General features: G+C 61.2%; 17 protein-coding genes and 1 pseudogene. 3 read left to right on the top strand and 15 right to left on the bottom strand.

Translation table 11 applies throughout. From position 1 onward, the window contains the following. Window positions 1-14: 14 nt before the first annotated feature. Together AC6JA3_RS21380 and AC6JA3_RS21375 are read left to right on the top strand one after the other, a co-directional pair. Entirely contained in the window at window positions 15-506 is a 492-nt protein-coding gene (locus tag AC6JA3_RS21380) for a DUF2975 domain-containing protein (protein WP_497920570.1), read from the top strand. Further along, a complete protein-coding gene (locus tag AC6JA3_RS21375; protein WP_081733568.1) occupies window positions 506-793 on the top strand; it encodes a helix-turn-helix domain-containing protein in 288 nt (95 codons plus the stop codon). Before AC6JA3_RS21380 ends, AC6JA3_RS21375 begins: the two co-directional genes overlap by 1 nt. 166 nt (window positions 794-959) lie before the next feature. Here AC6JA3_RS21375 and AC6JA3_RS21370 read toward each other — a convergent pair. From AC6JA3_RS21370 to AC6JA3_RS21345, 6 genes and pseudogenes are all read right to left on the bottom strand, one after another. After that, a pseudogene (locus tag AC6JA3_RS21370) lies at window positions 960-1,751 on the bottom strand (Gfo/Idh/MocA family protein); the annotation flags it as partial. Between the two features lie 24 nt (window positions 1,752-1,775). After that, the gene (locus tag AC6JA3_RS21365; protein WP_497920652.1) at window positions 1,776-2,795 is read right to left on the bottom strand and encodes a LacI family DNA-binding transcriptional regulator; all 1,020 of its coding nucleotides are present in this window, start codon (window positions 2,793-2,795) and stop codon (window positions 1,776-1,778) included. A 45-nt stretch (window positions 2,796-2,840) separates the two neighbouring features. Further along, window positions 2,841-4,298, bottom strand: coding sequence for a GH1 family beta-glucosidase (locus AC6JA3_RS21360; protein ID WP_497920569.1), 1,458 nt, complete (start codon window positions 4,296-4,298; stop codon window positions 2,841-2,843). After that, complete coding sequence (locus AC6JA3_RS21355) at window positions 4,298-5,200, bottom strand: carbohydrate ABC transporter permease (RefSeq protein ID WP_026547196.1); 903 nt, start codon at window positions 5,198-5,200, stop codon at window positions 4,298-4,300. The genes AC6JA3_RS21360 and AC6JA3_RS21355 overlap by 1 nt, the downstream gene beginning before the upstream one ends. Further along, window positions 5,197-6,294 carry a carbohydrate ABC transporter permease gene (locus tag AC6JA3_RS21350; protein ID WP_497920568.1) on the bottom strand — a complete coding sequence of 366 codons (1,098 nt, stop codon included), beginning with the start codon at window positions 6,292-6,294 and terminating at the stop codon, window positions 5,197-5,199. The genes AC6JA3_RS21355 and AC6JA3_RS21350 overlap by 4 nt, the downstream gene beginning before the upstream one ends. A gap of 63 nt (window positions 6,295-6,357) precedes the next feature. Then, complete coding sequence (locus tag AC6JA3_RS21345) at window positions 6,358-7,674, bottom strand: ABC transporter substrate-binding protein (protein WP_497920567.1); 1,317 nt, start codon at window positions 7,672-7,674, stop codon at window positions 6,358-6,360. A gap of 422 nt (window positions 7,675-8,096) precedes the next feature. On the opposite strand from AC6JA3_RS21345, the gene AC6JA3_RS21340 reads away from it, so the two are divergent. Next, window positions 8,097-8,948 (top strand): alpha/beta fold hydrolase, encoded by an 852-nt coding sequence (locus AC6JA3_RS21340; protein WP_081733311.1) that lies wholly within the window; start codon window positions 8,097-8,099, stop codon window positions 8,946-8,948. Between the two features lie 20 nt (window positions 8,949-8,968). Here AC6JA3_RS21340 and AC6JA3_RS21335 read toward each other — a convergent pair whose 3' ends face one another. The 9 genes from AC6JA3_RS21335 to AC6JA3_RS21295 all read right to left on the bottom strand — a co-directional run bounded on the left by AC6JA3_RS21335 (window position 8,969) and on the right by AC6JA3_RS21295 (window position 17,369). Continuing rightward, window positions 8,969-9,766: an ABC transporter permease gene (locus tag AC6JA3_RS21335; protein WP_051420847.1), complete on the bottom strand. Its 798-nt coding sequence runs from the start codon at window positions 9,764-9,766 to the stop codon at window positions 8,969-8,971. Further along, on the bottom strand, window positions 9,763-10,479 hold the full coding sequence (locus AC6JA3_RS21330) for an ABC transporter ATP-binding protein (protein WP_026540923.1): 717 nt from the start codon (window positions 10,477-10,479) through the stop codon (window positions 9,763-9,765). The genes AC6JA3_RS21335 and AC6JA3_RS21330 overlap by 4 nt, the downstream gene beginning before the upstream one ends. A gap of 29 nt (window positions 10,480-10,508) precedes the next feature. Next, window positions 10,509-11,330: an ABC transporter permease gene (locus AC6JA3_RS21325; protein WP_026540922.1), complete on the bottom strand. Its 822-nt coding sequence runs from the start codon at window positions 11,328-11,330 to the stop codon at window positions 10,509-10,511. Window positions 11,331-11,396: 66 nt separating this feature from the next. Next, on the bottom strand, window positions 11,397-12,050 hold the full coding sequence (locus AC6JA3_RS21320; protein ID WP_026540921.1) for a response regulator transcription factor: 654 nt from the start codon (window positions 12,048-12,050) through the stop codon (window positions 11,397-11,399). After that, window positions 12,047-12,919, bottom strand: a complete 873-nt coding sequence (locus AC6JA3_RS21315; protein ID WP_162150847.1) for a sensor histidine kinase — start codon at window positions 12,917-12,919, stop codon at window positions 12,047-12,049. The genes AC6JA3_RS21320 and AC6JA3_RS21315 overlap by 4 nt, the downstream gene beginning before the upstream one ends. Window positions 12,920-13,163: 244 nt before the next feature. Next, window positions 13,164-14,984 carry an ABC transporter ATP-binding protein gene (locus AC6JA3_RS21310; protein WP_026540920.1) on the bottom strand — a complete coding sequence of 607 codons (1,821 nt, stop codon included), beginning with the start codon at window positions 14,982-14,984 and terminating at the stop codon, window positions 13,164-13,166. Next, window positions 14,981-15,412, bottom strand: a complete 432-nt coding sequence (locus AC6JA3_RS21305) for a lasso peptide biosynthesis B2 protein (RefSeq protein ID WP_081733309.1) — start codon at window positions 15,410-15,412, stop codon at window positions 14,981-14,983. The genes AC6JA3_RS21310 and AC6JA3_RS21305 overlap by 4 nt, the downstream gene beginning before the upstream one ends. Then, on the bottom strand, window positions 15,409-15,711 hold the full coding sequence (locus AC6JA3_RS21300; protein WP_026540919.1) for a PqqD family protein: 303 nt from the start codon (window positions 15,709-15,711) through the stop codon (window positions 15,409-15,411). Before AC6JA3_RS21300 ends, AC6JA3_RS21305 begins: the two co-directional genes overlap by 4 nt. Continuing rightward, window positions 15,708-17,369 (bottom strand): asparagine synthase-related protein, encoded by a 1,662-nt coding sequence (locus AC6JA3_RS21295; protein ID WP_497920566.1) that lies wholly within the window; start codon window positions 17,367-17,369, stop codon window positions 15,708-15,710. The genes AC6JA3_RS21300 and AC6JA3_RS21295 overlap by 4 nt, the downstream gene beginning before the upstream one ends. Window positions 17,370-17,458: the final 89 nt, after the last annotated feature.

The following is a 17,458-nucleotide window of genomic DNA, read 5'->3' as shown; positions in this document are numbered from 1 at the left end:
ATAAAGGAGTTGCCATGGGAAAGCTAACGGTCCTCGCACTGCGGATAGTGATCGCGATGGTGCTGGCGGGTTCACTGTTCGTGCAGTTGTGGATGGTTCCCCTGCTCTCAACTGATCTGGTTGAAGCCGGGGCGCCCGACGGTCCTCGCGTGGCGCTGCTGGTGATCGTGGTCCTGGGGATCCTCTGTGTGCAGGTGGTTGCTGTTTGTGTGTGGCGGCTGCTGACGATGGTGCGGCGAGGGACTGTCTTTTCCCACGGAGCGTTCCGTTTTGTGGACGTGATCTTCGGCGCCATCGCTGCCGCAGCAGTACTGATGTTCGGCATAGCAGTGATCCTGGCGCCCGGCGATATTGCGCCCGGCGTCGTCATGCTGATCTGCGGGGCAGCGCTGATGATCGGTGGAGTGGCCCTGGTTGTCTTGGTCATGCGGACCCTGCTCGCCCAAGCCGTAGCCCGGGACGTCGAAGCCGCCGGCCTGCGGGCTGAGCTGGATGAGGTCATCTGATGGCAATCATCGTGGATATCGACGTCATGCTTGCCAAGCGCAAAATGCCCGTAGGAGTGCTCGCCGAACGCGTCGGAATTACGCCGGCCAACCTGGCTGTGCTCAAGAACGGTCGCGCGAAAGCCGTGCGGTTTACAACGCTCGAAGCGCTGTGCGAGGTACTGGAGTGCCAGCCGGGGGATTTGTTGCGGTGGGAGTCTGATGATCGCTCGAATACCGCAGACCCATCTGCCGACGAGCCTCATCCAGCAGTTCCATCATCCCAACCGACTCCCCAGGGGTCATGAACGGGCTCTCGGTCAGTCCGGTCTGCAGGCACCGGGTCACCTCACGCAGCTCGTAGCTGAACCCATGCCCGAGCACCTCGAATTTCTCCGTCCGCAACGTGCCGCTGCGTGGTTGAATGATGAGCTCGGCCGGGTTGAACAGGGGAGCGGACGAACGCAGCCAACCCTCGGAACCTCCCACAGTCACTACGCTGGGGCACTCCGCACCGATTGAGGTGATGAGCTGGGCATACGCTCCGCCCGGGTAGTTCAGGGCCAGGGAATTCTGCAGGTCCACGCCCTCGGGAGTCAGGACACCACTGGCAACCATGCTGCCCGGCTCGCCGAAGACTCCATCCGCCCATGTCAGCGGATACACGGCGAGGTCCAGCAACGCCCCACCCCCGGCGGCCGGGTCCCAGATCCGCGCAGCGGGATCGTAGGCGGGCACGAAACCGAGGTCGGCCTGGAGCCAGCGCGGCTCCCCGATCTCCCCTGACCTCAGGATCTGGACGGCGCGGCAGAAGCTGGGCAGGAACCGTGTCCACACGGCTTCCATCAGGAAAAGCTCCTTATCCCGGGCCAGTTCAGCCAACTCCCGCGCCTGCGAGGCATCCATGGCGATGGGCTTCTCGCAGAGGACGTGCTTCCCCGCAGTTAGGGCGGCCAGCGCGACGGCGTGATGCTGCGCGTGCGGCGTGGCGACGTAGACGACGTCGACGGCGGGGTCAGCCAGCAGCCGCTGGTAGCCGGGCGTCGTACCCATATCCGAGTAAGCCGTGGCGAATCCGAACTTCGCCGCAAAGGCCTTGGCCGACGCCTCCGAGCGCGAACTGACAGCCTGGAGGACGGCGTCTTCAAGGAGCGCAAGGTCTTCCACCACGCGTTGGGCAATGGAGCCAGTGGCAACTACTCCCCAACGGATCGGACGGCCGGTTGCGACCGAAGGCGCGACGGTGCTGACAGGAGCAGGAAGCATGGACGGGCCTTTCAAGGCATGGGGCTAAACGGAATCGCGGATCACGATCGAGGTAGGCATTCGGGTGACACGTTCTGCCGGTTTACCCTCGATCAGGTTCACCAGGGTCTCGGCCATCTTCTTGCCGAGTTCAACAATCGGGTGATGGACAGTAGTAAGGGCGGGGGTCACCGAGGTGGCAAAGGAATCGTCATCAAAACCCACGACGGCGATGTCCTCCGGGATGCGAAGACCCCGCCCTTGGATTGCGGTGTAGGCGCCTGCAGCCATCTGGTCATTAGCAGCGAATACGGCATCAAGGGGAACACCGCGACCCAGTAAACGGTGCATGGCTTTAGCGCCGGAGGCCAAGGTGAAGTCGCCTTCCTCCATCAAGCCCTCCCCAAGACCCGCCTCCCTCATTGCAGTCCTCCATCCGGCCAGGCGATCCAAGCCAGGGGGCATATCCTGCGGGCCGGCAATGGTTGCCACGTTCCTTCGGCCGCTCTGGGTCAATAACTTGGTGACTTCGTAGGCAGCTTGTTCGTTGGCCACGTCCACGTAGTAGCTTTCCTTGCCACCCACCAAGGGGCGTCCTGCGAACACCATGGGAAGGGATCCTGACAGGTGCGTCCAGGAGTTGTCACCACTGTGGTGCGAGACCACCAGGACCCCGTCCACGTTGCCGCCGAGCAGGAAGCTGCGGGTTTTTTCCGGCTTCGACTCCGAGGAAATCACCATGTTCAGCGTGTACTCGGTATCGGTGAGATACAGGGCGATGCCTTGGACCACGGAGGCGAAGAACGGATCCGCGAAGACCTTGGACGTTGACTCCGGAACGATCAGGGTGACCGCATTCGCCCGCCGTTTGGCCAAGGAGCGGGCTGCACGGTTTGGCGTGTAGTCGAGTGCGAGGATGGCTTTCCTCACCGACTGCGCCATTTCAGGGTCAACACTCGGGCTGTCATTGACCACTCGGGACACGGTGGCCCGCGACACCCCGGCCAAGGCAGCCACCATCTCAAGGGTGGGTACCGGCCGGGGGCCGCTGGTGTCCTGCGTCATGGTCATCTCCGGAACGTAAAGAAAAGTATGCCTCTGAAGGCTACTTTAGGCGTTCGCGGTGACAGCGGATGATGCTTTGGCCGCTGCGATGACCCGGGAGTAGGCCAGTCCGCTGTCCTTGACCGTGCGCTCGAAAGTGTCGTAATCCACGCGGACCACCCCGAATCGTTTGCCGTAGCCCCAGGACCACTCAAAGTTGTCCAGGAGGGACCACACAAAGTAGCCGCGCACGTCGGCGCCTTGGTCGAGTGCTTCCCCCACCGCCGTGACGTGGTCCAGGACGAACTGGGTCCGCTCGGCGTCGTGGACCGCGCCGTCGGGACTGACGACGTCGTCGTAGGCAGCGCCGTTTTCGGTGATGTACAGCGGCGGCAGCGCAGGGTATTCCTCGCCCAGGCGCACCAGGAGCTTCCGCAGTCCGTCCGGGTTGACCTCCCAGTTCATGGCAGTACGCGGCAGGCCGCGGCTCGGGAAGGAAATGTCTTCCGAACCGATCCAGCACGACGACGTCGGACGGGTTGCGCCGCCCGAGTGGCCGTCGCCGTGTTCAGCAGTGGGGTGTCCGCTGATGAGGTCATCGTGGTAGTGGTTGACGCCCAGGAAATCGATGGGTGCACCGATGATGTCCAGGTCGCCGGGCTTGATGACATCCCGGATGCCGAACTGCTCAAGGTCATTGAGGGTGTCCTCCGGATAGGCGCCGCGGAGGATCGGATCCAGGAAGATCCGGTTCTGCAGCGAATCAAACCGGCGTGCGGCATCGAGGTCCACGGGGTCGGAAGGATCCCGCGGAATGGAGTTGCTGAGGTTGAGCGTGATCCCCAGCTGCTGGGCGCCGCGGCCCCGCAGCTCATTGACTACCAGACCGTGGGCGAGGTGCTGGTGATGGATGGCCGCGACGGCTGCTTCCGGTTCCTGGCGGCCGGGTGCATGCACGCCCGCCGCATAGCCAAGCAGGGATGAGCAGAACGGTTCGTTGAACGTGGTCCAGTGCTGAACACGGTCGCCGAGGGCCGAATAGACATCGTTCGCGTAGTCGACGAAGCGGTAGGCGGTGTCGCGGTTGGCCCAGCCGCCCTTCTCCTCCAGCGCCTGCGGCAGGTCCCAGTGGTAAAGGGTCAACCAAGGGAGGATGCCGGCGTCGAGCAGTTCATCCACCAAGCGTGAGTAAAAGTCCAAGCCCTCGGCGTTCGCAGTGCGGCCGCCGGGCCGGACGCGGGACCAGCTGGTGGAGAACCGGTAGGAATCCAGGCCCAGCTCCTTCATGATCCTGACGTCCTGGGGCATGCGGTGGTAGTGCTGCACCGCGTTCTTCAACGTCTCGCCGTTGGCAATGGCGCCAGGAACGCGGGCGAAAGCGTCCCAGACGGAATCTTCCTTGCCGCCTTCATGGCTGGCACCTTCCACCTGGGCTGCGGCGGTAGCCGAGCCCCAGAGGAAGCCCTCGGGCCACACCCTGTTAAAGGGAGGGGTCGCGGGGTGGTTTGTTGCTTCGAATGGCATTAGCCCTTCACTGCTCCTTGCATGATTCCGGATATGAGTTGACGTCCCGCCAGGACGAAGAGGGCCAGTAGCGGAAGTGTTGCCATGACGGCGCCGGCCAGGACGATCGAGTAGTCCACGTAACGGGCCGACTGCAGTTGGCTAAGCGCCGTCTGCAAAGTGGGGTTGCCGGCGTCGAGCACCAGCAGGGGCCAGAGGAAATCGGTCCACGCCGTCATGAACGTGAACAGGCCGAGGATTGCCATGGCCGGACGCGCCGCGGGCAACGCTACATGCCAGAACGTGGAGATCATGGATGCCCCGTCCATGCGTGCCGATTCGATCAGCTCGTCCGGGATCACGTCCACGAGGTACTGCCGCATGAAGAAGACGCCAAACGCTGTGACAAGAGTAGGGATCACGACGGCGCCGATCTCACCTGTCCAGCCCAGCGTGCGCATCAGCATGAACAACGGGATGATGCCCAGCTGCGTCGGGATGGCCATGGTGGCGATCACTGCAACCATCAGCCAGTTCCGGCCGCGGAAGCGCAGTTTGGCGAACGCGTATCCGGCTAGGGTGGAGAACCCCACCACGGAGATGGTGATGATGCCGGAGATCAGCACGCTGTTGCCCAGTGCCAGCCAGAACGGGACGGTGTCGAAGACTTCACCCACGTTGGTCCAGAAGTTGCCGCCAGGGAGCAGCGGCGGCCAGGTCTCACCGAGGGCTTCGTTGGAGCGGCTGCCGATGATCACGGACCACCAGAGCGGGTAGGCCGAGGCCAGGAAGAACGCAATCAGGAGCCCGTAAGTGAGGAAGCCGGGGCGCCGGCCGTTGCCGAAGAGGGCTTTCCGCGTGGCCAGGGCCCGGGAACTCTGCTGGGCAGCCGGTGCTGCCGGCCGGTTTTGCGTGAGGGTCATTTCCCGCTCCTCGGGGTCGAGTCTGGTGCCGCTGCCGGTGCGGTGACCGCCTGGGCGGCGAGGCCGGCGTCGTCCGCTTTTGTTTTCGCAGCGGAAGAACGCTGACGACGGCGGCGGCTAGCTGCTCCGCGATCGTCGCCGTTGGTGGCGATGCGGCGGGAGATCAGCCAGTTCACGATGCCGAAGAGCAGGATGATCAGGAACAGGAGCCAGGCGATGGTGGAGGCCTTGCCGAAGTTCTGGCGCTGGAACGCCATCTCCCACAGGTACAGCACGGTGGTCTGGAACTGTCGGGCCGTTCCGCCGGCCGCAACGGGATCGAACAGCCTGGGCTCCGTGAAGATCTGCAGTCCGCCGATGGTCGCTGTGACAATAACGAACACCATTGTGGGCCGGATGCTCGGCAGCGTGATGCTGAAGAAGCGGCGCATGGAGCCGGCGCCGTCGATTGCAGCGGACTCGTAGATATCGCGCGGTACTGACTGCATGGCGGCCAGGAGGATCAGCGCGTTGTAGCCGGTCCAGCGCCAGTTCACCATGGTGGCGATGGCGATGTGGCTCGGGAGGGTGTCGTTCTTCCACATGATCGGATCGATGCCGAAGCTGGACAGGATGTTGTTGATGAGCCCGTACTGCTCGCCGAACATGTTGGTGAAGATCATGGCGACAGCCACGGGAGTCACAACGTAGGGGAGCAGGATGCTCATGCGCCAGAAGGTCTTGGCGCGCAGGTTCTGATCCAGGACCGCGGCGATGATGGTGGCCATGATCAGCTGCGGGATGGTGGAGATCAGGAAGATGCTGACGGTGTTGAACAGGGAGTTCCAGAAGAAACGGTCCTGAAGGACCTCAACGAAGTTCTGGAACCCAACAAACTCTCCCTGGCCTTTGAGGAGATGCCAGTCGAAGAGGGAGACGAAGAACGTGTAGCCCAGGGGAAAGAGGCCCACCAAGGCGAACAGGATGAAAAACGGGGCGATGTAGAGGTAGGGGGACGCCTTCATGTCGAACACGTTGAGGCGTTGGCGGAAGGTCGGTTTCGGTTTGGTGGCGGCCGTTCTACCGGCGGCCGGGCGGTTCAATGTGGTGGTCATGGTCGGTTCTCAGACTCTGTGAGGGGGCCTCCGGTTTCCCGGAGGCCCCACGGCCGGGTGCTGCTAGTTGTTGACCACGAGGTCGTTGAGGAGCTTGACGGCTTCATTCCAGGCTTGATCGGCGTTGCCCTTGCCCGAATCGAGCATCTTGAGGGCCGGACCAAAGACGTTTTCCTGGATTACAGAGTCATCCGGACCCTTGAACTGGGCGATGACACCCTCGGCGCGGGACTCAAAGATGGCGCCGTAGGGAGCGTTGTTGAACAGCTCGTTCGGCTTTGCTGCTTCAACGATCTTTGCCTGTGCTTCCAGCGTGCTGGGGAAGTTGTTCGCCGCAGCGGACTGCTTGATCTGCTGCTCGGGTGCGGTCAGCCATGCTGCCAGCTTGGCTGCTTCAGCGGGGTGCTTGGAGCTCTTGGGAACGGAGAGGAAAGCACCGCCCCAGTTGGAGGCACCGCCGGGGAAGACGTCGGCTACATCCCAGCCGCTGGCTGCGCCGCCGCCTGCCGACTCGAGCTGGCCCTTGATGGTGCCGAGCATCCAGGCCGGGCATACGTGGGTTGCGAAGGAACCGTCAACGAATGCCTTGCCGTTGCCCCAGTCGAACTGGGTCTGGTTGGAGGACAGGCCATCGGCAGTGCCGGCAGCGAGCATGTCGAACTTTGCCCGCATTTCCTTGTTGCCCTCAACGTTCAGCTTGCCGTCCTTGGTGTAGTAACCCTCGTCCATCTGGTTGACCATGGAGTTCCACACGAAGCCGGACTGGTCATACCAGGCCTTGCCGGTTGCCTCTTTGTACTGGCGGCCCAGCTTGAAGTACGTATCCCAGCTCGCGTCCTTGCCGCCGAAAAGCTCCGCGACCTTCTCGCGGTCGCTCGGCAGACCGGCTGCTTCGAAGAGCTTGCCGTTGAAGCACAGGGCCTGCGGTCCAATGTCCGTGCCATAGCCGATCACGCGGCCGTTGGGGTCGGTGCCCTGCTTGAACTTCCAGTCCACCCAGTTGTCCTTGATGTCCTCGGCGCCGTACTCCTTGAGGTCAACGAACTGGTCCGAGACCTCCATGATGGAGCCGAGCCAGCCTTCCTCGATGGCCGTGACGTCGCTGAGTCCGGAGCCGGCGGCCAGCTTGGTGAACGCATCGGTCCGGGCGTTGGAACCACGGTCAATGTTGGTGGCCTCGATGTTGACGCCGGGGTTCTGCTTCTCGTATTCGGCATACAGGTCGTCGTATCCGAAAGTGCCGAACGTGGTCACTGTCAGCGTGACGGGGTTGTCGGCGCTCGCCGCCTTATCGCCTCCGCCGCTGCAGCCTGCTGCCACGAGGGCCAGTGAGGCTACGCCCGCCAGGGCAGTGAATTTCCTTAGTCGCGAAAACTCCACGATCACTCCTTTGTGTGTTCGAGCGACCGTACGCCTAGGGCGAGAGAGCGCTCTCTGGGATGTGGGTTCACAGTATGTGCTGTGGGTCACTCGCGTCAAGAGAGCGCTCTCTGGGGTTGGTTCTGTGTCGTTGTGAGTCGGCCCGCCGAGGGGTTAGATCTCAAGTTGGTGAGGGGTTAGTTCTCGGGGGTACTGGGGGGCTCTTTCTGCCGAGAACCCGCCCCTCGGTGTGGCCGCTCCTCCCCGCCGCCGAGGGGTTAGATCTCAAGTTGGTGAGGGGTTAGTTCTCGGGGGTATTGGGGGCTCTTTCTGCCGAGAACCCGCCCCTCGGTGGCTGAGTACCGCTCATTGTTGATGCTCACGAGTCCTCAACTCGTCACGTTTGACCCGCGATCACATGCCGCCGGTGTTAGCGTTCGAGGGTGCATTCTGTTGACTGCGGGGCGGGGACCCCAATCCTGATCATCCACGGATTCTGTGTCGATCATCGCCTACTGCTGGGGCTCGACCCCGTGTTCGAAGCTCACGGTCAGTGGCGGCGGGTCTACGTGGACTTGCCGGGCATGGGCCAATCAGCGGCAGGACCCGAGATCGATAGCGCGGATGCCGTGGCCGAAACAGTGGTCTCCTTTGCCCGGCAGAGCTTCGGTGCCGAAAAGTTCGCAGTCCTCGGAAACTCCTTCGGCGGCATGATCGCCCGCCACATGGTCGCAGAATTCGGGGAGCAGGTTCTTGGCCTGGCACTCCTTTGCCCAGTGGTCGTTGCGGATAACGGGTCCCGAACTCTGCCTGCCAAGACAGTGCTCCAAACAGACCCGACCCTTTTGGCGGCCTTGGAACCCGCGGATGCGGCCGACTATGAGGCCATGGCCGTGGTCCAATCCCCCGAGAATTGGCTTCGTTTCCGAGACGCGGCTCTGCCGGGGTTTCGAATCTTTGATCAGGCAGCAGTCCAGCGGATTTCCAGCAGTTACGCACTCCGTACCGAGCCGGAAAATCGCTTCGCCAGCTTTAAGGGGCCCACGCTGATTCTCGCCGGGCGCCAGGACCATGTGGTGGGGTTTGAGGATCAGACTGCGCTGGCGCGCAGCTACGCACAGTCCACCACCGCCGTCTTGGATCGGGCCGGGCATAACGCGCATTTGGACCAGCCGGAGCTAACGGCGGCCCTCCTTGGTGAGTGGTTGGAGCGGGTCAGTGACTGGAAAGAACACGGCGTCGCCGCACGTTCTATTGAGAACCACGACGGCGATCCACGCCCGAGCAGTCGGTGAGGACCGCCGTCGTGCTTCAGTCAGCCGCGGACGTCACGCGTGCTGAACCTGAACCCTGCAAAAGCCACGAGGCCGGCTGTCCAGGTGAAGGTTACTATCGCGGCGGTGAGAGAACCCAGATCTGCATTCGGATAGGAACCTGTAACCAGGCCTGGGTCGAACAGCAGGACCCCGGCCACAGTGGGTAAATAGGCAAAAGCTGGAGTCAGCAGCAGCAACATCAACGACAATTGCGACACCACAATGAGCGTAAACAGCGGTATCAGCGTCTGTTTGAGCAGGATGCCCAGTGCGAACCCAATGAGGGCTATGGCATCCCAGAAAGCTATGGCACCAACCCAGCGGAGAAGGAGGCCTGCCGGAACGGTCCCGTTGATGACGGAAAGTTCGCCGAGACCAGACTGGGATAGCAAGCTCAACAGCGGAATGGTCACGAGCCCCAGCAGTGTGACGAACACTGTCAACGCAGCGCATTTCGCCCAATACAGGCGCTCGCGGTTCGGCGCGGCCACCAGGCTGCTCCGCAGTTGGCCCGACACGTATTCACTCGATGCGGCTATGACGCCGATGACAATGATTCCGATCAGTCCCAGCGCAACCCAGTCAAAACCCACCGTCTCCGGGCTCGCTCCTGGTGCAAGCCCGGGGTCGTTGGTTCGGAGTGCGTCTCCCACCGGGGCCGCCTGGGACCACCCGATGAGAACAACGATGAGCCACGTCAGGGCTGCAGTGATCCATACGGACCTCAACGTGATGAGTTTGGTGAGTTCGGCGCGGAATAGGCTGGACTTCCGGGTAGTGTCCACCAGCGTAGTCATACGGCGTTTCCTTTAGCCGCACTGCCGGTCCAATCGAAGTAGGCGGCTTCCAGGTCATGGTGACCGGCTACCAGATCATCGACGTTTCCGGACTGAACAATGCGGCCACCGGAAATGACCACGATGTGGTCAGCGACGTGCTGGACCTCATTAATAAGATGGCTGGAAATAAGAACCGTCTTGCCGTTGGCTGCAAGGGTCCTCAGGAGCCCCCGGATCCAGCGAATGCCTTCGGGATCCAAGCCGTTGGTCGGCTCATCGAGAACAATAATGCGTGGATCGCCGAGGAGGGCCGCGGCGATCCCCAGTCGCTGACCCATACCCAGTGAGTACGCTCCCACGCGCTTCCGGGCGGCGTCCGAAAGCCCGACGACCTCCAGAACTTCACCGATCCTCGACTGCGGAATGCCGTTGGATTGCGCAAGCCAGGTGAGATGGGCCTTGGCCGTGCGGCCTTTGTGGGCTCCCGAGCCGTCGAACTGAGCTCCTACGGTCCAGAGGGGGGCGGTGAGGTCCCGGTAGGGTTTTCCCTCGATGAGAGCGGACCCGCTGTCCGCCCGATCGAGGCCTAGAAGCAGACGGAAAGTTGTCGATTTGCCGGCCCCGTTCGGCCCGAGAAAGGCAGTAACTTTCCAGGGCTCGGCAGTCAGTGAGACGTCGATGATTCCGTCCGACTGCCCGTATTTCTTGCTCAAATTCTTGATCTCGATCACTGATTGATCTCCTTGGTAGTCGATGTCACTTAGCGGCGAACTGGTTGGCGGCGGAACAGAACAAGTGCAGCGATCAGAGCCGCGACCACCCAAACCGCGAGGACCAATCCGCCCGTGGCAGGTCCCAAGTCGCCCGGCGCAGGAGGCGGCAATTGGTAGAGCTGGGCTCCGGCCTGATCCGGCAGGAACTTGGCGAAGGGGGTGATGTTCACCAGGTACGTGGAGACAATGAGGGCCATCGCCAAGACCGTACCCATGGCTGCCAGCCCGCTGCGCAGGACCACCGACAAGGCGTAGGTGAACAGGGCGATGAGGATCCAGTAAAGGACCACGCCCCACAGGATTCCTGATCCCGCTTGTGGAGTGGCTGCTATATGGCTGCTTTCGGCGGTGCAGTCGATGACCACGCAACGAATCCCGGCCGACCCGAACACACTCAGAACCGCCGTGACGAAAACGGCAACGACAATCACGATCGCTTTGGCCGCCAACACAACACTGCGCTGCGGGAGGCTGATCAAGGTGCTCCGAAGAGAGCCAGTGTCCGATTCCTGGTGCATGGACCATGCCGCCAGAAGGATGACCCCTATTTGTCCATAGTGGAGGATGACCAAAAAGGCCGTGCCAGCCTCAAGGCCGGCTGCCTCGTCAGGTCTCCCTGCTTTATGGGCAGCGTCGATCAGGCTGGTCAGTATCCAGGAAAGAAGCACCGTGAGCAGCACCGTTCCTGCCATGGTGTTGAGGCAAAGACGCAGTGTCAGAAGTTTGGTGGTTTCGGCCCTGACAGCGCGCATCATGGTGGTTCGCGATCCCGTCCCCACATCGGAGGTCGCGTTGGAAGATGCTGGCATGACTCAAGTCAATCCGGCCCGGCACCGCTTGTCTGTCTGCAGGTGTAGACAGTTGTGTCACCCAAATTAGACGGTCGAGGGGCCCACCAAGCCGCTTTCGTAGGCGATAACTACGAGTTGTGCCCTGTCCCGGGCGCCCAGTTTTGTCAGAATTCGACTCACATAAGTCCGCGCAGTGGTTCGCGTGAGAAACAGGGCCGCTGCTATCTCGTTATTGGAGGCGCCTTGTCCGATGAGGGTCAAGGTTTCGCGTTCGCGAACTGTCAGTTCGCTGATGCGTTCGTGTGCGGCCGGGCCCAGAGTGAAGCGGTCTATGAGGCGGCGGGTGATCTCTGGGGCGAGGAGGGCGTTTCCTTCATGTGCGGTTCGGATTGCCTTGAGAATGTCAGGCAACGGTGCGTTCTTGAGAAGAAAGCCGGAGGCACCCTGGCGGAGCGCCTGATAAACGTAGTCATCCATATCGAAGGTGGTCAGCATGACCAGCCGGGTGCGGGACTTCCGTGATGCCAGAACCCCCGCAGCTTCAAGACCGGTCATCCGGGGCATTCGAACATCCATCAACGCCACGTCTGGTTGATGATCCATGATGGCTTCTACGGCCTCTGCGCCGTCCACAACCACGGCGGTCACCGTCATGTCCGGCTCATGCTCGATCAAAAGGCGCAGCGATGTCCTGGTATGAGCATCGTCGTCTGCGATGAGGACGCTGATCTCGTTCATCGGTGTTCCACCCTCGCTGCAGTTCCCGGCAGTGAAACAGCCACCCCGTATCCATTGGCCTCCCGTCCTGCTTGGAAGGTTCCGCCCAATAACTCAGCCCGTTCACGCATTCCTGTGAGCCCGTGACCGTTCTTGGAAGCCAATGCTGCCCCCGAACCGTCGTCGAGGACGCTGATTCGCAGGTCGTCGCCTTCGGTCCTGATGGTGATCCGGCAGGTTTTTGCTCCGGAATGACGGATCACGTTTGTCAGGGCCTCCTGAATGATCCGATACGCGGTGGTTCGCTGCGCGGCCGGAAGGCCCTGGGTACCTTCGTCGGCGTCGATCACAACAGATATCCCGGCTCGTATGGCCGGCTGCGACAGCTCCTGCACCAGTTCCGGAAGGCTTCCCAGGGGAGTGTCGTCAGCCGCTTCACTGCGTTCCCGGCGCATCAAGACCTGGAGTTGTCTCAACGCGTCACGGGCGTCGGACTCGATGTCCTGCAGCGCGGATCGTAGATCGTCTGTGGTGGACGACTTTACATGGGCCACGACACCTGCCCGCAGTCCAATCCCTCCCAGGGTGTGAGACAGCACGTCGTGAATATCACGGGCGAGCCGAAGCCGTTCCTGCGCGCGGGCATTGCGCTCGGTTTCGTACCGCATGCGCTGGGTGCGGATTCCCAAGACCCACGCTGCCCCGATGATGACAGCGCCAAGGATAATTCCCCGGATGCGCGCTTCGGCGCCCTCGGCGGAGACAAGAAGCAAGGATGCGAACAGAAGAATTTCCAGCGCGATCAACCATGCAGGAAAGAGGCGTGTCCCGAATCTTTCCGCGGCGATGTAGAGACAGAGCCCTGTAAGCAGGAAAGGATCCTCAGTCATTCCTAACGCCCACCCCGCCGCCGTGACGGCGCCGGTCCAGGCAGCGGCAAGCCATGGAAACCGGGACCGAAGGCAGAGCCCGAGGACAACAAGGCCCCCCAGGGCCAGCTGGACCAACCGTCCTGGTGATTCCGGCGGAACCACGGTGATCCAAAGCCCGGCCACCACAATGAGGCCGACCAGACCGTTTAGCAGAACCGGAATAATCGTTTCCCGGACTACGGAGGGGCGAACGTTTTCTGGATCAGCGCTGCGCGTCGTGCTCGGGTGTCGTTGCTTCATAGGCCATCTCATTTGTCAGGAATTGGTTCTGAGCGAGTTCCCGATAAAGAGGCGACGTCTGCATCAATTCTGTATGGGTACCGCTTGCCACGACCTTGCCTTCATCGAGCACCAGGATCAAGTCAGAGCTTTGCACGGTGGCGAGGCGGTGGGCAACGATGACCAAGGTGCACCCCGAAGTTACGTCGGCGATGAGTTCCCTCACCTTTTCCTCGCTCACACCGTCCAGGTTGGAGGTCGATTCGTCCAGAAGAAGCATCGAAGGGTTTGCAAGCAAGGCCCGGGCCACAGCAATTCGCTGCCGTTCTCCTCCGGAGAGGAGCACGGCTCCTTCACCGACTTCCGCGTCGAGGCCAAGTTCTGACCTCCGAAGGACAGATGTGAGATTCAGTCGTTCAAGAATGGCCATCATGTCCTCGTCGGAGGCATCCGGACTCCCTATGTTTAGGTTGTCCCGGAGGGTCCCGGCAACAGCGGGTGCGTCCTGCTCGACATAGGCGATGTTGGCCCGGACCGCTGACCTGGCTACTTGGTTGACGTCGGTTCCGCCGAACAAGATTTGCCCATCGGAAGCATCGTAGAAGCGGGCGATGAGGTTCAGGATAGTGCTCTTACCTGCCCCGGAAGGACCAACGATTGCAACTCGCTGACTTGATCCGATCTGGAATGAGACATCGCTCAACGTTGACCGCTGACTGGACCCTTCCGTCTCCTCGGAAGGATGGTCGTACTCAAAGCTCACACCACGGAAAACCAGGCTTGAATCTCTGATGGTGGGGACCGTGTTGCCCGCCACGACGGGTGTGTCCCGTTCGGTGGGGAGCTGCAGGATTTCGTTAATACGCGCCACGCCTCCAAGCGCTTCCCCTATGGCACTCACGGTGCCGAACAGTTGGCCGAGGGGCATGATGAGGAGGAACAGGAAGAGAATGAACGAAACGAGGTCGGCCACCGTCAATTCGCCCGATGCCACTCTTAGCCCGCCGACTCCTATAACGGCGAGGAAGGTCACTTGCATGGCGATGGAGGAAATAGGGGAAACCAATGCTGTAGTGGCCGCGACGCGTAGTCCAATGGTCCAGACGCTGTTCGCGTCTTCCTTAACGCGTTGGGATTCACGTGTACTTGCGTTGGCTGCACGCACAGTTCGTGTCGCTCGGATGGCGCGGTCCATGGAGGACGAGAGCTTCCCCAGGGCAGTTTGTACGCCGAGGCTGGCGCGTTCGATGTAGGAGGTGACCCAAACGACTGCTGCGACCGAAACCAGAGCGGCTCCCAAGGCAATGATCACCAGAACGGGGTCCAGGAAGAGCATTGCCACGAGTGCGCCGATGATGGTGAAAACACCTGCGAAGGATTCCACAAAGCCTTGGCTCAGCATGTTCCGTATCACTGTGGTGTCCGTCGTCACGCGTGCCACAAGATCGCCTACGCGGCGCTGGTCCAATGTGGGAACCGGAAGGTGAAGGATGTGGTCGATGAGGTTGTGGCGAGACCTCCTGATGGCGGTCTCGGCGGTGCGCTGGATTAGGTACTGCCTGATGCCACCAAGAACTCCCCCCACAAGGATGAGCCCACCAACAAGCCATGGCAGGAGTTCCAAGGGCTTGGAAGCGCTGACTCGGTCGATCACTTCACGGACCAGCAAAGGTTGTGCCAAAGAAAGCGCAGATCCCAAAAGGCTGAGGATCACGATGAGGACAACGAGTCGGCGTTGAACGGCTACGTGACGGAACAATTCAGTCAGTCCGGCACGTCGAGAGGTATTGGCTGTGGTCTTCATTTGTTGCTCGTTTCTCCGGGCTGAGCCACGGTGAGGACAGGGACGTAGCTGCGGATACGATGCGGCTCGTCGATCGGCACCCCGTCCACTTCAATCCATGCATGGGCAGCGAAGGGCTCAAGTTGGTATCCCGTTTTCCATCCCGGAGAGTGACCTTCCATCCGACAGAGCATGAAGGCTGCGATCGACCGCTGCAGACACCCCTCGCCGGCGCAGCGGGCACTAACGGCACATACGGCCGCCCGCATGAGGCGTGCTTGACGGGTGTTGGTGGAACGGTGTGGATGCGAAAGGCCATGGAGAACTGACCGAAGAAGCGTCGGCGGCAGCAAGGTCATCACCCAGGCGACGCCGACTGCCGCGTGAGTCCGAAACCGGAACAGCCGCCGTGGCACGACGGTCGGCTGTCGACTAATGGGGAGGCTCATAGGCTGACCCTCCGGATAATTCCGGACTGCTGTAGTTCACCAATCAAAGCGTGGACGTCCCGGCGCACACGGTGGGGGTCAACTCCGTAGGATTCAGAGATTTTGTCAACGACGTCACCCACCTGAAGATTTTGCTCGATTGCAGCCATGACGTCGGCCGCTGTGGCGTTTCCACGCCAGTAAGTGCCGCCTCGGGCGTCGAAGACCGTTACCCCGTCATCATCTACGTTGAAGGTGATTTTCGGTGAAGGTTGGAATACGTCTCCAGCTTCGACGGTTCGGGTTGTGTTCTTCCTCATTGAATGGTCCTGACCCATCTCTCGACGCCGGCGAGTTGTTCGATTTCAAAGAGTTCGTCCGTGCTGACTACCGGCATGCTTAAGGCATCGCGTACAGCGTCAGCGTTGATATGGCCCATGTCCACTAGGTAACTTTCGTCGAAAAGGCGGGACAGATCGTGTCGTCGCTTCTTGTACTCGGTGAACAGGTCGGAACTGTATTCACCCTTGTCTTCGCGAGTGAACAACCAACGGGGGGCAACAGGCTCCGTCGCCCGTGCCAGGAGCGGTTTGTTGTCGCGCGTTCCAATGAGGATGTCTGTAGGCAGACTCAGAACGAGACGGACTACCGCATCGTCCAAGTAGGGCGCCTCCCAAGCAACGCCGAGGTGTTCGTAGGCATGATTCACTTGACGCACAATTTCGCCTTGGAACATGACCGCCTCGGTCATCTGATGCCTGAAGCGATCCTTATGGTGCGGACCGGCTCCTTGTCTGAGCGCATCCTTGGCTTTTTCCGCCACTACTTCCCGGGTTTCTGCTGTGGCGAATTTGGAGATGCCGAATCCGGGCGCCCACGAGAAAGCTTCAGCAGGCCCCACGATGTTCCCCGCTGGGGCCTCAACGCGCCTCAGCATTTCAGTTTCAAAGTTGACGTTGGACCCCACCGCTCGGGCTACAGCCAGCGTGGACCATCGCTGCATTTTCCCTAGCCGGCGAATTATCCGAAGACCTGCTTTCCACGATGACGTCGTGAGGAGATCAAGGGCCGTCGCGGGAAGTGGATCAAACAATTCGTCGCCGCCAACGCCCGTCAGGTGAGCCTTGACCCCACGTTGGGAGGCATCAATGAGCAGTAACCTAAGGTGCTTGGAATTCCCCGCCCATGCCAGCGGGCCGTCATCGAGGCCTTGGATGTTCTGATCGAATTCGCTGAACGCGCCTGCTGTGGCGGTCAGCGACTCTAGCTCAGTGAAATCCCCGTGTAATTCCGATGCTGCTCGACGTGCGTACTGGCTATCCCGGTTATGAGGATCGTCCGTACCCGCATGGTAGTAAATGCTGTCTTTCTGAAGTGAATCCAGTACGTAGGCCAAGCTGGTGGAGTCCATGCCGCCCGACACATCAGCGCTCAATGTCCCGTATGACAAGATGCGGCGTTCTATGGACCGTGTCAGCTCAGCGAGCAGCAGTTCAGCCGCTTCGGGTAGATCCAGGTTGGGGTGGTCCGTCGCAACTGCCTGATCCAGCACCTGGGGACGCCCATTGTGGTAGGTGAGCGTGGAACCTGGTTTCACTGTATTGATTCCTTCCCAGAAGGAAAGGTGGCGCAGGAAGCCGGGCAAATTTGTGCACAGGGCCAGACGGACCCGGCTGTCATCGAGCTTGCTGTGGGCAATCCGCCGCAGTGCTCCCTGGGATGTCGAGGCAATCGGTGTTCCGCCGATGTCAGTCCAGTACAGCGTCTCTGCTGTTGAGATTGATCCGGTGGTGGCGCGAGCGTAGCCCGGCGTTGCTCCATTGTTATCACGTGAATGATGGGGGATGACAGAATCCCTCAGCTGCCGCTCACTGAGCCTGGAATCGAGGATGATGACATCGGCGCTGGACGGCAATGCCGTGGATTCGTCGATCAATCCCGTGGCACTGCCCCTGTTGGCTAAGAAGAGTTGTGGCATTGTGTCCTGGCACCTGACGTGTGTTGGGCGGATGGAAGCCTGATGCAGAACGGGAGCCTCGTCATGATGACGAGGCTCCCGCTCGTACC

The sequence above is a fragment of the Arthrobacter sp. TmtSoilC79 genome (genome assembly GCF_059739405.1).
The sequence above is the reverse complement of the archived record's forward strand: the minus strand, read 5'-3'. Positions and strand labels throughout refer to the sequence as shown.